The following is a 13,416-nucleotide window of genomic DNA, read 5'->3' as shown; positions in this document are numbered from 1 at the left end:
AAAATGCCCCCGTGAGCAGCGGGGGCATTGGTTAAGCGCTCACCTCAAACAATAAATCAAGGACGCTCGATAGCCAGCGCTACACCCTGGCCGCCGCCGATACACAGTGTCGCGAGACCTTTCTTGGCGTCGCGGGCGATCATTTCGTGGAGCAGTGTGATCAGTACGCGGCAGCCGGAAGCGCCGATTGGGTGACCCAGGGCAATCGCGCCGCCGTTGACATTGACCTTGCTAACATCCCACCCCAGCTCTTTGTTAACGGATAGCGCCTGGGCAGCGAAGGCTTCATTGGCTTCCACCAGATCAAGATCGTCCAGGCTCCAGCCGGCTTTTTCAAGGCAGCGGCGGGTCGCAGGCGCGGGGCCGATACCCATAATCGCCGGGTCTACGCCCGCGTTGGCGTAAGCGGCAATACGCGCTAGCGGTTCCAAGCCCAGTTGTTTGGCTTTTTCGGCCGAGCAGAGCATGACGATCGCTGCACCGTCGTTGAGGGCCGAGGCGTTACCCGCGGTAACGGTACCGTCTTTCTTAAACGCGGGGCGCATGCCACCGAGTTTCTCGGCGGTTACTTCGCGGGGATTTTCGTCAGTATCAAACACCACCGGGTCGCCTTTGCGCTGGGGAATCTCCACCGGCACGATTTGGCTTTTGAATTTGCCTTCTCTAATCGCCGCCGCGGCTTTCTGCTGCGACGCCGCAGCGAACTCGTCCATCGCTTCGCGGGTGATGCTGTACTTTTCGGCTAAGTTCTCGGCAGTAATGCCCATATGGTAGTTGTTGAAAGCGTCCCATAAGCCGTCGTGCACCATGGAGTCAATTGCTTTCCAATCGCCCATGCGCTGACCGTTGCGGGAGTTGGGCAATACGTGTGGCGAGGCGGACATATTCTCCTGGCCGCCGGCCAGAATTAGCTCAGCATCGCCGCAGCGAATGGCTTGAGTGGCGAGATGCAGCGCCTTAAGGCCTGAGCCACATACTTTGTTGATCGTCATGGCCGGTACTGAGTCTGACAAGCCACCCTTAATAGCCGCTTGGCGCGCCGGGTTTTGGCCTACGCCTGCGGTGAGTACCTGACCTAGAAGCACTTCATCCACTTGATCCGGAGCAACACCGGTTGAGGCGAGAATATCTTTGATCACCAGGGCGCCCAGGTCACTCGCTGGAATACCCGCGAGCGAACCGCCGAAAGCGCCTACAGCGGTGCGGCGTGCCGCAACAATGACTACTTCTTGCATAAAATGACTCCTGAAGTGATTAACAGACAGTCTGATACCAGATGCCCGACAGGCGTGCTCTGTCAGCCGTACTCTGTCAGCCGTACTCTGTCAGCCGTACTCTGTCAGCTGTGCTCTTTTTGTCGTGCTCTGTCAGCTGTCTCTTCAGCATAGGGGAAGGTGATGTGTTGCGGCAATAAACCTTTATGGGCAAATAGAAGCGGGCCAACCTATGGCCCGTCAGAAGAAAGTAGTAGTGGCGCCATGATTAGGAAAATTTTGATTAGGCTAGCTGCACCGGAATAATATTACTGGTATGACTAACGTGGTTACCTTCTTGGAGATACACCAGCGCAGGCTGATGGTTTTCTAGTTCGGCTTCAGAGTAGTGGGCGTAGCTGCAGATAATGATGCGATGGCCAGGTGCGGCGAGGTGTGCCGCTGCGCCGTTGATTGAGATAAGCTTGGAGCCTTCCTCGCCGCGGATAGCGTAAGTGGTGAAGCGTTCGCCATTCTCGACGTTGTAAATCTGGATTTGCTCATTTTCACGAATGCCCGCCATATCCAGCAGGTCTCCGTCGATGGCGCAGGAGCCTTCGTAGTTGAGTACCGCGTGAGTGACACGAGCCATGTGCAGCTTGGCTTTGAGCATAATGGTATGCATGTGAGTTCCTATATTACCCGTTGTTTGTTTATTCTCTGACCGTAGTGTCAGCGCTGGCCGGAAGTTGAACAGTAAGGTTGTCGATTAATCGCGCCGGGCCCAGCTTGGCGGCGGCCAGCAGTACCGCATGGCGGGTAGCTAGGTTGACGGGGCCTAGCGTGGCATCGCGCAGTTCCAGGTAGTCCAGTGTAAATCCCGCATCATACAGCGCGGTGTTACCCTGGTGTAGTACCTTTTCAATAGGTTCACCGCGCTCTAGCGCATCGCGAAGTGTACACAGCGTGCGATAAAGCACAGGGGCGTTTGCACGCTCCTCGCTACTTAAATAGCCATTGCGTGATGACAGTGCCAGGCCATCTTCTGCGCGCACTATCGGCACGCCGATAATGTCGATGGGCATATGCAGGTCGTGCACTAGCTTGCGAATCACCGCCAACTGCTGGTAGTCCTTCTCCCCAAAGCAGGCGACATCTGGCTGCACCAAATTAAACAGCATGCTAACAACGGTGGAGACACCGTCGAAATGACCGGGGCGCGAGCCACCGCAGAGTCCTTCGCCCACCACGGGCACATGCACGCGGGTCTGAGCGTCCAAGCCGTTGGGGTAGAGCGAGCTCACTGCCGGGGAAAACAGCACGTCGCAGCCAGCCTCAACGAGCTTCGCTTGATCGGAATCAAAGGTACGCGGATAGCCGTCGAGATCTTCGCCTGGGCCAAACTGCATTGGATTGACAAACAGGCTTGAGACCACGATATCGGCGTGTTGCCTCGCGCAGGCGACCAGCGCTAAGTGGCCGGCATGTAGGTTGCCCATGGTGGGCACCAGGGCAATACGCTGGCCGCGTTGGCGGTAATCTCGCAGCGTGCTGCGTAGCTGATCAATATCTCGCAAAGTGCGCATAGTCGTTTCGTGTCAATAACAAAAATGGGGTTTAAAAACAGTGCTCTTGAGCCGGGAAGGCGCGGGTTTTGACGGCTTCGTGGTAGTGCTGAAAAGCAGCTTGAATACTATCAGCGTCGACCATAAAGTTTTTTACAAAGCGGGGTGTGCGGCCATGGGTGATGCCGAGCACATCGTGCATCACCAGAATTTGACCATCGGTATCCGGTCCTGCGCCAATGCCGATCACCGGTACATCCAGCGCTTCGGTGACCGCTTTGCCCAGGCTGGCGGGAACGCACTCAAGCAGAATCACTGAGGCGCCCGCTTCGACAAGCACTTTTGCGTCATTAATGATGCGTTCCGCTTGAGCGGCGTCGCGCCCTTGAACTTTATAGCCACCTAACTGATGCACGGTTTGCGGGGTTAAGCCCAGGTGGGCACACACCGGTACGCCGCGGCGGGTGAGTTCGCGAATGCCATCGGCCATCCACGCTTCGCCTTCCAGCTTGACCAGCTCTGCCCCCGCGCGCATCACGGCACCGGCATCTTCCAGCAGGCGCTCGGTGGTGGCGTTGCTCATAAAGGGTAGATCGACCATCAGCAGGCTATGGCCTTTACCACGCGCCGCGCAGCGGGTGTGGTAAACGATGTCGTCAATAGTGACGGGTAGGGTGCTGTTATGGCCCTGTAGCACCATGCCCAGGGAATCACCGACGAGCAGGACATCAATGCCTGCTTGGCTTGCCGCATGGGCAAAGGAGGCGTCATAAGCGGTTAGGCAACTGAACGTCTCGCCAGCCTGCTTATAGGCCTGCAGCGTGCTTAGGGTGACGGTTTTCATGGCGTGCTCTCATGTTTTACGTGAGGCCGTTGCGACATAGGCAGCCGACCATTATTGATGCTGCATCCCTGCATGCGCGAAGTGGCGTAACCGGCAATTGTTACCTGAATGGGGTGTCGGTGTCGAGATTTGTGTCAAATGGTAGCGTTAGCCGCGCACTAGGCGTTAGGTAAGCGTTCCAGACCTTGGTTCTGAACACGTTCAAGCCATGCGGATAGCGGCTGTTGGAGAAGATCGAGAGAGGGAGCGATCTCTGCGAGGGGAAGCAGTACAAAGGCCCGGGCAGTTATTTGCGGGTGCGGTACGCGTAAACGCGGCGAATCGATGTGGTCGTTAGCGTAGAGCAGCAGGTCAAGATCGAGCGTGCGTGGCCCCCAGTGGCGCTGGCGGCGGCGGCGATGCTGCTGCTCTAACGCCTGAAGCTGGTCAAGCAGTGCCAGCGGTGAGAGGTGTGTCTCCAGCGCTGCCACGGCGTTAATAAAGTCTGGCTGATCCTGCGGCCCCACCGGGCGGCTGGCGTAAAGCGAAGACGCTGCCACCCGTCGACTTAGTGGCAGCATGACCAGCTCATTGAGGGCCTCGCGAACCTGCTCAATAGGCGACTCAAGATTGCTACCCAAACCGATATAGGCGAGCTGGGGAGGCGCGCCCACTACTCTGGCGCGCTCGGCTTACGGCGCCGCTTACGACGGCGATCACCCTGGCTGGCAGGGTCGCCGCCGACTTTTTGCAGCAAGCGACGCTGTTCGTGCTCATCGCCGCGCTGAAACGCAGTCCACCACTCGCCTAAGCCACTGGGTATTTCACCCGCCTGCTCGCGTAGCAGGAGCAGGTCATAGCCCGCCCGGAAGCGTGAATGTTCGCGGGTTTGAAAGGCTTTTTTACCTCGCCGCTGGGGTAGGCGCTGCTGTAACTCCCAAATCTCCCGCATGGGGATACCAAAGCGCTTGGGAATAGAAGTGAACTCTAACTGCCGGGATACCACCTGTTGAGCCGCCGCTTGAAGCGCGGGAATGGGCGGCATGCCCTCTTGCTCCAGCGCTTCCTGGCGATGCTTGACCGGGGCCCATAAAAACGCTGCCAGCAGGAAGGCCGGGGTGACCGGGCGCTCTTCGGCAATACGTTTGTCGGTGTTGGTCAACGCCTGCTCAATCAACTCTTCGGCCCAGGCGGCATCGGCCATGGCTTCTTCGGCCTCGGGGAACAGCATGCCGAACAGGCCGTAGTGGCTGAGTAGCCGGAAGGTGACCAAGCCGTGGCCCGACATAAATAGCTTGAGCACTTCATCGAACAGGCGCGCGGCAGGAATCTGCAGCAGCAGCGGCGCCTGATCGTACATCGGCGCTTCGGTGGCGGGGTCCAGCGTGAAGTCGAGCTTAGCCGCAAAGCGCACCGCCCGCAGCATTCGTACCGGGTCTTCGCGGTAGCGCGTCGCTGGGTCGCCAATCAGGCGCAGGGTACGGGTTTTAATGTCCTCGGCACCATTGGCAAAATCAGTGATGCTGAAGTCGGCGATATTGTAGTAGAGCGCATTAACGGTGAAGTCGCGCCGTAGTGCGTCCTCTTCAATATTGCCCCACACATTGTCGCGTAGCAGTAATCCTTCATCGGACTGGTGGGCAATGTGATCGCCATGCTCGTCTTGGGGTTTGCCACGGAAGGTGGTGACCTCAATGACCTCACGGCCAAAGCGTACATGGACAATCCGAAAACGCCGACCAATCAGGCGCGAGTTACGAAATAGATCGCGCACCTGCTCGGGAGTGGCGTTGGTGGCCACATCAAAATCCTTGGGCATCTTGCCAAGTAGCGCATCACGGATGCAGCCGCCGACTAAATAGGCATCGAACCCTGCACCGCTAAGGCGATAGAGCACTTTTAACGCGGCATCGCTAATATGCTGGCGAGAAACAGGGTGCTCGGACCGAGGGATGTTGCGCGGAGTAAGGGCGCTGGTAGTGCTCTCTTGGGGATCAAGCAAGGTTTTCAATTGCTCCCCCGGGCTGTGTAGGAAACGGGTAAATCCTTTAAACATGCGACGATTTCAACTCGCAGGGTACATAAAAAAGTCAAGTATTGCGTAACATGGCTATGTAAAAAGCACGTCAAATGCGTATCTAACATAGACGTTAATGTCCGAGTGTATCCGACCCCCCAAGGCTTGCAAAGCATTTGACGCCGGTTTGAGTAAACTCAAGTGGCCAGACACGGAAAAGGGAGGCTAAGAGAGCCTCCCCTATTAAGCGATTAATCAGCGTCCCTGCTGCTGTTTTTCTTCATGATGGCACATCGCCCTGAATACGCACCGCAGTCGGTAGGCGTTAGGATCTCAATCATTCCGACCGCCTCGTATTCAAAACAATAATCCAACCGCGAACTTTTCTCCCCCCGGGGAATTATTATTGGCGCCGGGGTGTACACACTGACAGCTATTATTGTTGTTAGGATGCCAAGTCACGTTGTACGTCGCGTCCTTTCGGGCCACTTGCTTCTTTTATTGTTGTTCGCTGCGCCTGTGATGCCTGCGCAAGCAAGTTATGAGACTCAAGCCTGTTGTTCTTATTAGTGCCTTTATCTCTACCTGGCCCTGTTGTTTTTGTTGTGGCTCAGGTGGGGGTGAGGTCATGTTGTTTTTGTTGGTGACCTACCGCTATGCCCAGTTTGTTTTTCTTACCTAGTAATACTGCAGACGCTGTGCCACCTATTTAATACATTATAAATTTCAGAAGCTTGGCGTTTTTTTGAACGCTGAGGAACTTAGCGACGCGAAAAGTGTTACCCCTTCTGCGTCCGTTTGTGCGCGGTTTTGTGTGGGAAGGTAACAGTGTCAGGGTGGCAAAGAGTGGGATATTTCTTATTTAAATCAGTATATTAGACAATGGTCGTAGAGATCGCCTTGAGGCCAGGACAGCTGGGCGCGCCCTGGCGCTTAGCCTGGGCGGCGGGCCGTTTTTTTGCGCGGTATGCCAAGCCGTTGGCGGCGTTCCCAAAGATTTTTACGGCTAATACCCAGTTTTTGTGCCAGTTCGGTTTCACTCATTTGATCTTGGTGCTCAAGCACAAAATGCTGGAAGTAATCCTCTAACGAGAGGTCGTCTTCATTTTCTCCGGCGGTATTATCTGCACTGCCAGAGGTGCCGGGAGTGGTCGTTGACGGAGCATGAGGGCGAGCGGTAATGGGCGCTAAACCTAAATCATCCGGGTGGATCAGATGCCCCTCGGCAAGAATGACGCCACGCTCAAGGGCATTCTCCAGCTCGCGCACGTTGCCTGGCCAGGGGTAGTCGCGCAAGTCCTGGCGGGCAGCACGTGATAAACGCAGACCGGGCCGTTCATGACGCTTACATGCTTTGTCGAGCAGAATGTCGGCGATCTCGAGCACGTCATCCTCTCGCTCGCGCAGTGGCGGCAGCTCGATCTGCATGACGTTCAGGCGGTAGTAAAGATCAAGACGGAATTCGCCAGTTTTTGACAGCGCCCGCAGGTCGCGATGGGTGGCCGCAATCAGCCGGACGTTAACGTGGCGGGTTTCCACCGAGCCAATTTTACGGATTTCGCCTTCTTGGAGCACACGTAACAGCCGTGCTTGGGCATCCAGCGGCAGTTCGCCAATTTCATCCAAAAACAGCGTACCGCCGTCGGCAGCTTCAACTAACCCGGTGCGCGCAGCGCTGGCGCCGGTAAAAGCGCCTTTCTCATGGCCAAATAGCTCGGACTCGATCAGCGTTTCAGGAATCGCCGCGCAGTTGACGCAGATCAGCGGCGCTTTGGCGCGCTTGCTCTGCTGGTGAATCGCGCGTGCCACCAGCTCCTTACCGGTGCCCGACTCGCCCAGAACCAGCACGGTGACATCGGCGGGGGCGGTTTTACTAATACGGGTGTAGACCTGCTGCATGGCAACGCAGTTGCCGATCATGGTCTGGCGGCCGCCGCCGGCATTGGTGATATCCGGCGGCGGGCTCTGCTGCATCGACTGCTTGTGCAGGATCCGCTCAACGGTTTCCAATAGCTCGGCGTGGTCGAAGGGTTTGGCAACGTAGTCTACGGCGCCCTGTTTGAGCGACTCCACGGCAGAGCGCATGCTGGCGTAGCTGGTCATGATCAGCACCGGCACGGGGCTTGACGCCGCAATCAGCGTGGTGCCCGGCTCGCCCGGCAGGCGCAGGTCGCTGATGATGAGATCGAATCCTTTGAGCTCAAGCTGGCAGGCCTCCTCAGCACTGCCTGCTTCGCTGACCGTATAGTGGTGGCGTTCCAGTAGGCGCTTTAACGCGCTGCGAATTATCGCTTCATCTTCAACAATCAGAATCCTGGGCATGAGCTGGCTGATCATCCTGTTGGTAAAGCGGCAGCCATAGCGTAATGGCAGTGCCGCGAGGCTGTCCGGGCGGTGGCGAGGCCACTTCTATCTTACCCTGGTGTTCATTGATAATCTGATAAGCCAGTGAAAGGCCCAGACCGGTGCCTTCGCCTGCTGGCTTGGTGGTGGTAAAGGGCTCAAATAAGTGGCCGCGCACCCGTGGGTCAATGCCTTGACCGTTATCGGTTATTCGCCACCAGGCAAGCTGTTCGTGGCGCCCTGCGGTCATGTGAACTTCTCCCCCCTGGTCGCAGGCATCTCGGGCATTGCTCAGCAGGTTGACCATCACTTGAGTTAACCGCTGGGCATCGCCGCGGACCACCAAGTCGTCGGGCGTCTCATTGGTTAATGTGACATCCTCTCCCGAGCGAGCGAGGTGGATCAAGTGCAGTGCATCTTCGCTAATCGATGCGAGCGCCACCGGCAAAGCGGGGAGCGGCAACGATTGGCGCCCGCCATGGGCAAAGCCTACCAATGAGTTAACGATTTTGGTTACCCGTTGGGTTAGCTGCTGGATTTGATCGGCGGTCTCCAGCAAGGCGGGGTCGTTGGTGTCGTAGCGTAGATTTTGCGCCAGCGACGAGATGCCGGTAATCGGATTGCCAATTTCATGGGCGACCCCGGCGGCTAACTGGCCGATAGAGGCGAGGCGCGCAGCATGCACCAACTCATCTTCCAGCCACTTCATTTCGGTATGATCTTCAATCAGAATAACGCTGCCGCCCCGGCTGTCATTACCGCTGAGAATAGCTATGTGCAGGGTCAAAAAATAATCTTTACCGTGCAGCGTGACCGCCTGTTTATAGAGCGGTGTTGACGTGGTCTCTAACACGCTGCCCAGTAGGCTGGGCCAGGGGGCGGGTAGGCTATCACGGCGTGAGCCAATCACGCTTTCACCGCTAATTCCCGAAAGTTGTGAGAGCGCCTGATTCCACATTAGCAGCTCATCATCATCGCCCAGTACGCACAGCCCGACCGGTAAATATGCAAGGGTTTGGCGGTGGTGGCGGCGTAAACCATCTAGTTCACGGGCTAACCCCGTTAGCCGTGAGCGGTAGGCTTCCAAGCGGCTTTCAACGAAGTGAATATCGTCGGTTTCAGGGGCGTCGTCGTGGCGGTAGGGCAGGTAGCGATCCACGATATCCCGCGCTACCGAAGGCCCCATTAAACCCGAGAGATTGGCTTGAATACGGTCGCGCAGGCGGCGCAGTGCGTAGGGGCGCCGTTCCTGGGGCGTTAAATTGAGCGCCTTCAAGGCACGGGCGACTTCGCGCTGGGCGGCTTCGTCCCCCAGCGCTTGAGCTAAGTGATTAGAAAAATCACTCGCTGTGGCGGCTTCCAGCGGAAAACGCTTGGAGCGGATCACCGCATCCACCGAGCACGCTTCCGCGGCGGACTGCTCCCCTTCGGAGATGCGCGTAAACAGCGATATCACAATCAGCAGCAGGATATTGACCGCTAACGACAGCAGCGTGACGTTGTACCAAACCGGCGCACCAGTATCGGTAAACGGTGTAAAGGGTAGCGTCGGTACGGGTAGCGAGAACATGAGTGGCAACCATAGACCCCATAGCCACACGCTGACGCCTACGATCAGGCCAATAATCATGCCTTTACGGTTAGCACCCGGCCAGTAAAGCAGCGCCAGCATGCCAGGCAGGCACTGAGCCATACCTACAAAAGCGGCTAACCCCAAGCCGATGAGACCATGATGGCGCCCTACCCAATGGTAAAACACCCAGCCGCCGATAATCACAGCGACCACTAAACCACGGCGCAGCCACAGCAGCCAGCCGTAGAGATCACTGCGCGCCTCGGGGGGCCTCGCTACCAGCACAATATGGTTAAGCACCATGCCGGAAAGCGCCAGAGCAATCATAATCATGGTGCCGCTGGCGGCGGCTAGTCCGCCGATAAACGCCAGTGCCCCTACCCACCAGTGTTCGGTCATCAGATAGGCGGCATAGGCGGCGATGGGTATGTCGGCATTAACCGATTGAGCGGCCCACCAGATCAGCGGCACGGGCAGCGCCATTAACAGTAGAAACAGCGGCAGTGCCCAACTGGCTTGTAGCAGGGTATGCCGTGACAGGCTCTCGGCAAAGCTGATATGGAAGAGGTGCGGCATCATAAAGGCCGCAGCAAAAAACAGTAGCAGCAGGGTTCGCCACTGAGCCGGGTCAAGCTTGGGTGTCTGCTGCTGGAGGATAGCGCCGGGGCCTTCCAGCCACAGCTGTAGATCGCCTGGGCCGTCAAACACCATCCATAGTGCCACCGCACCCAGCCCCAGCATGGCCAGCAGCTTAACGATGGATTCAAATGCGATAGCACTAAGCAGGGTGTCGTGGCGGCCATGAGACTGACTGTGGCGGGCGCCGAAAATCACAGCAAAGGTGGCAATAACGGCACAAAAGAGCAGTGCAACGCTCCCTCCCGCTTGGCTGTTGGTGAGTATGTCGATGGCTTCGCTGAGGGTTTGGACTTGAATGCCGAGCAGTGGCAGCACCGCCAGTAGACTAACCAGGGTGACTAGCGTACCCGCCCAGCGGGAGCGAAAGCGAAAGGCAAATAGATCCGCCAGCGAGGTTAACTGATAGGTGCGGGTAATGCGCTGGATCGGCACCAGCAGCACCGGGGCGAGCAAGAATGCCCCCGCTGCGCCCAGGTAGTAAGCCAGGTAGCCAAACCCAGCGTGGGCGGCCATTTCCATGCTGCCGTAAATTGCCCAGGCACTGGCGTAAACACCCAGGGCAAGGATGTAAACAATCGGGTGGCGGGTAATGCGCGCCGACACCCAGCCGCGCTCTACCGCAAAACCACAGCCAAACAGTAGCGCCAAGTAGCCTAGCCCCAGCAGTAGGACGCTGACTATCTCAACGGGCATCTCAACGCTCATCAAGCTTCCTCTTCTGCTCTAGCCACAGGGTTAGCGCAATCAAGCCGCCCCATATCGCAAACGGCCGATACCAGGCAGCCTCTGGGTCGCTCCAGCCGTTCATCAACAGCGGAGAGAGCAGGTAACCGCCAAACACCAAAAACAGCATGATGCGATAGACGTACATATCAATCTCCTGATGGATGTAAGAGGGGCATTAGTCGGTGTGGTGTTGGGCTTAGTCGTGCCAGTGACCAGTTCGCTACTGCCCAGTGTAGCTGAGTCGACGGGGGCTCTGCTGCGAGGTCTTGGGGCGGCGCTTGATCAAGCGCTTCGAGCGCCTGAAAGAGCTGCTGGCGTGCACCGTGGTCATCTTCCGCCAGGGCGGGGGCGAGGTTCTGCTTTGAAAGTTTCTGGCCTTCAGCGGTGACGATGAGCGGCAAGTGTAGATAGCGCGGCTGTGGTAGCCCAAGCGCGCTCTGTAGCTGGCGCTGCCAAGGAGTGTTATCGAGTAGATCAAGCCCACGCACTACATCGCTAATCTGCTGCTCGGCGTCGTCGACGACAACGGCGAGCTGATACGCCCACAGGCCATCCTTGCGCTTTAATACCACATCGCCCTGTTCCGCCGGGTCAAACTGCTGTTCGCCGAATAGCCGGTCTTGCCAGCGAATAGGGCGCTCGCCGCGGTCGCTGCGCAGCCGCCAGGCCACCGGCTTAGTAGGATCACAGACGCCATCGCGGCACCAGCCGGGGTAGGTATCAAACGCCTGCCACTGCTTACGCGAACAGCTACAGGGGTAGGCAAGGCCGAGCTGGATGAGCTGGTCTAAGGCGTGTTGGTAAGCATCATTGCGGGTGTGTTGCCACATTACCGCTGCGTCCCACTCCAGGCCGAAGGTTTCTAGTTGGCGCAAAATCGTGCTCGCCGCCCCTTCAGGGCAGCGGGGTGGGTCGATATCTTCAATGCGCACCAGCCACTGCCCATCGGCCGCGCGGGCATCTAAATAGCTACCGAGTGCGGCGACCAATGAGCCAAAGTGCAGCGGGCCTGAGGGTGTAGGGGCAAAGCGACCACGGTAGCGAGCAGGTTCATTCATAGTAGTGTCGTTGCTGAAAGGGCCTGGTTTTTGAAATTAGTTGTTCAAGTAAGCCATGCAAAAAAGTTATTTAAAAGAAGACGTTAACAAAAACGGGCACCCTAAGGTGCCCGCGTCCAAGTAGAACGTTGTTTTAGCGCTCAGCCGCCTAGCTGTTTCTCTTTGAGTTCCGCCAAGGTTTTGCAATCCACGCAGAGGGTGGCGGTGGGGCGAGCTTCTAAACGACGAATGCCGATTTCAACGCCGCAGGCCTCGCAGAAGCCGTAATCGTCATCGTCAATGTTATCTAGCGTCTCGTTAATTTTCTTGAGCAGCTTACGCTCGCGATCCCGGGTGCGCAGTTCCAAGCTAAAGCCTTCTTCCTGGGTAGCACGGTCGGCGGGGTCGGCGTAGTTGTTCGCATCTTCCTGCAGGTGGCGTACGGTACGATCCACCTCTTCCATGAGATCCTGTTTCCAATCCAGCAGCAGCTGACGGAAGTGCGCTAGCTGCTGCTCGTTCATATACTCTTCACCCGGCGCTGGCTCATACGGGGTGAAGGACTTGGACGCTTCCGGTTTCTTTTCTGCTACTGGCATGGGACTGCCCCTTACATATGTGACTACTGATCGACCATGAGCAACTGTCACGATCTCACGCCAAAGGGATGCTTGTTTAGCTGAAAAATGACGGCGTTGCAAGCATAATGGTGAGCTTTTGACGATAGTCTGATCTTGAATATGACTAGCGCCATGTTTTAGTTAGTTTTTCAATATTCGCCCCGTTTCAAAAAATGATTAGACGAAGGAGCCGTTATGGCCTGGAATTCGCGTGTCGCTCACGTTGCCCCTTTTCGGGTCATGCATTTGCTGGAAATGGCCCAGGCGCGGGAAGCCGCCGGCCATGATGTGATTCATCTAGAAGTGGGCGAGCCGGATTTTGCCACCCCGGCGCCGGTTATCGCGGCCGGGCAGCAAGCGCTGGCCAATGGCCATACCCGATACACACCGGCGGCAGGGCTACCCGCGCTGCGCGAGGCAATCGCTGGGCACTATGCCGAGCACTTTAACGCCACGGTGAATCCGGCGCGTATTTTAGTAACGCCAGGGGCGTCGGGGGCACTGCTGCTGGCGAGCCAGCTATTAGTCGAAAGCGGCTCGCGGGTGCTGATGGCTGACCCGAACTACCCTTGCAATCGTCACTTTATGGCCCTGGCTGGCGCTGAGATTGATGCGGTATCCGTGGGGCGTGATAGCGGTTGGCAGTTGGACGCTGCCCTGGTAGCGCAGCATTGGCGTGAGGATACGAGCCTGGCGATGCTGGCGTCGCCCTCTAACCCCACCGGCCACACGTTGAGCGCCCGACAGCTTTCTGCGGTTCTGACTGCGGTCGCAGAGCGCGAAGGTGAGGTCATCGTCGATGAAATTTATCAGGGCCTCAACTACGACGATGCACCGCTTTCGGCGATGTCGCTCTCGGCCAACGCCTTTGTGGTCAACA

At 57.3% G+C, this 13,416-nt stretch carries 12 protein-coding genes; 1 reads left to right on the top strand and 11 read right to left on the bottom strand.

Going from position 1 to position 13,416, the window contains the following annotated elements; translation table 11 throughout:
• Positions 1 to 56: 56 nt before the first annotated feature.
• From KUC_RS04015 to dksA, 11 genes are all read right to left on the bottom strand, one after another.
• Positions 57 to 1,235, bottom strand: a complete 1,179-nt coding sequence (locus KUC_RS04015) for an acetyl-CoA C-acetyltransferase (protein ID WP_007111820.1) — start codon at positions 1,233 to 1,235, stop codon at positions 57 to 59.
• Positions 1,236 to 1,497: 262 nt separating this feature from the next.
• Complete coding sequence (gene panD / locus KUC_RS04010; protein WP_007111819.1) at positions 1,498 to 1,878, bottom strand: aspartate 1-decarboxylase; 381 nt, start codon at positions 1,876 to 1,878, stop codon at positions 1,498 to 1,500.
• Positions 1,879 to 1,906: 28 nt separating this feature from the next.
• Positions 1,907 to 2,779 carry a pantoate--beta-alanine ligase gene (panC, locus tag KUC_RS04005; RefSeq protein ID WP_007111818.1) on the bottom strand — a complete coding sequence of 291 codons (873 nt, stop codon included), beginning with the start codon at positions 2,777 to 2,779 and terminating at the stop codon, positions 1,907 to 1,909.
• A 31-nt stretch (positions 2,780 to 2,810) separates the two neighbouring features.
• Entirely contained in the window at positions 2,811 to 3,602 is a 792-nt protein-coding gene (gene panB, locus KUC_RS04000) for a 3-methyl-2-oxobutanoate hydroxymethyltransferase (RefSeq protein WP_007111817.1), read from the bottom strand.
• A gap of 158 nt (positions 3,603 to 3,760) precedes the next feature.
• Entirely contained in the window at positions 3,761 to 4,255 is a 495-nt protein-coding gene (gene folK, locus KUC_RS03995; protein WP_007111816.1) for a 2-amino-4-hydroxy-6-hydroxymethyldihydropteridine diphosphokinase, read from the bottom strand.
• On the bottom strand, positions 4,255 to 5,637 hold the full coding sequence (gene pcnB, locus KUC_RS03990) for a polynucleotide adenylyltransferase PcnB (RefSeq protein WP_007111815.1): 1,383 nt from the start codon (positions 5,635 to 5,637) through the stop codon (positions 4,255 to 4,257). The genes folK and pcnB overlap by 1 nt, the downstream gene beginning before the upstream one ends.
• Before the next feature lie 894 nt (positions 5,638 to 6,531).
• A complete protein-coding gene (locus KUC_RS03985) occupies positions 6,532 to 7,920 on the bottom strand; it encodes a sigma-54-dependent transcriptional regulator (RefSeq protein ID WP_007111813.1) in 1,389 nt (462 codons plus the stop codon).
• Complete coding sequence (locus KUC_RS03980) at positions 7,898 to 10,846, bottom strand: ATP-binding protein (protein WP_040480242.1); 2,949 nt, start codon at positions 10,844 to 10,846, stop codon at positions 7,898 to 7,900. The genes KUC_RS03985 and KUC_RS03980 overlap by 23 nt, the downstream gene beginning before the upstream one ends.
• Position 10,847: 1 nt before the next feature.
• A complete protein-coding gene (locus KUC_RS19680; RefSeq protein ID WP_007111811.1) occupies positions 10,848 to 11,024 on the bottom strand; it encodes a hypothetical protein in 177 nt (58 codons plus the stop codon).
• 1 nt (position 11,025) lies between these two features.
• Positions 11,026 to 11,937, bottom strand: coding sequence for a tRNA glutamyl-Q(34) synthetase GluQRS (gene gluQRS, locus KUC_RS03970; protein ID WP_007111810.1), 912 nt, complete (start codon positions 11,935 to 11,937; stop codon positions 11,026 to 11,028).
• Positions 11,938 to 12,077: 140 nt separating this feature from the next.
• The gene (dksA, locus tag KUC_RS03965; RefSeq protein ID WP_007111809.1) at positions 12,078 to 12,515 is read right to left on the bottom strand and encodes an RNA polymerase-binding protein DksA; all 438 of its coding nucleotides are present in this window, start codon (positions 12,513 to 12,515) and stop codon (positions 12,078 to 12,080) included.
• A gap of 216 nt (positions 12,516 to 12,731) precedes the next feature.
• On the opposite strand from dksA, the gene KUC_RS19915 reads away from it, so the two are divergent.
• A partial coding sequence (locus tag KUC_RS19915) for an aminotransferase class I/II-fold pyridoxal phosphate-dependent enzyme (protein WP_244264734.1) occupies positions 12,732 to 13,416 on the top strand: 685 nt, incomplete at its 3' end.

The organism is Vreelandella boliviensis LC1 (genome assembly GCF_000236035.1).
Taxonomy (GTDB): Bacteria; Pseudomonadota; Gammaproteobacteria; order Pseudomonadales; family Halomonadaceae; genus Vreelandella; species Vreelandella boliviensis.
This window is presented reverse-complemented; position numbering and strand designations above follow the sequence as displayed.

Excerpts from the sequence above, each read along its gene's own strand:
- KUC_RS04015 (WP_007111820.1), bottom strand. The coding sequence starts at position 1,235 with ATGCAAGAAGTAGTCATTGTTGCGGCACGCCGCACCGCTGTAGGCGCT.
- panD (WP_007111819.1), bottom strand. The coding sequence starts at position 1,878 with ATGCATACCATTATGCTCAAAGCCAAGCTGCACATGGCTCGTGTCACT.
- panC (WP_007111818.1), bottom strand. The coding sequence starts at position 2,779 with ATGCGCACTTTGCGAGATATTGATCAGCTACGCAGCACGCTGCGAGAT.
- panB (WP_007111817.1), bottom strand. The coding sequence starts at position 3,602 with ATGAAAACCGTCACCCTAAGCACGCTGCAGGCCTATAAGCAGGCTGGC.
- pcnB (WP_007111815.1), bottom strand. The coding sequence starts at position 5,637 with ATGTTTAAAGGATTTACCCGTTTCCTACACAGCCCGGGGGAGCAATTG.
- KUC_RS03985 (WP_007111813.1), bottom strand. The coding sequence starts at position 7,920 with ATGCCCAGGATTCTGATTGTTGAAGATGAAGCGATAATTCGCAGCGCG.
- KUC_RS03980 (WP_040480242.1), bottom strand. The coding sequence starts at position 10,846 with ATGCCCGTTGAGATAGTCAGCGTCCTACTGCTGGGGCTAGGCTACTTG.
- KUC_RS19680 (WP_007111811.1), bottom strand. The coding sequence starts at position 11,024 with ATGTACGTCTATCGCATCATGCTGTTTTTGGTGTTTGGCGGTTACCTG.
- gluQRS (WP_007111810.1), bottom strand. The coding sequence starts at position 11,937 with ATGAATGAACCTGCTCGCTACCGTGGTCGCTTTGCCCCTACACCCTCA.
- dksA (WP_007111809.1), bottom strand. The coding sequence starts at position 12,515 with ATGCCAGTAGCAGAAAAGAAACCGGAAGCGTCCAAGTCCTTCACCCCG.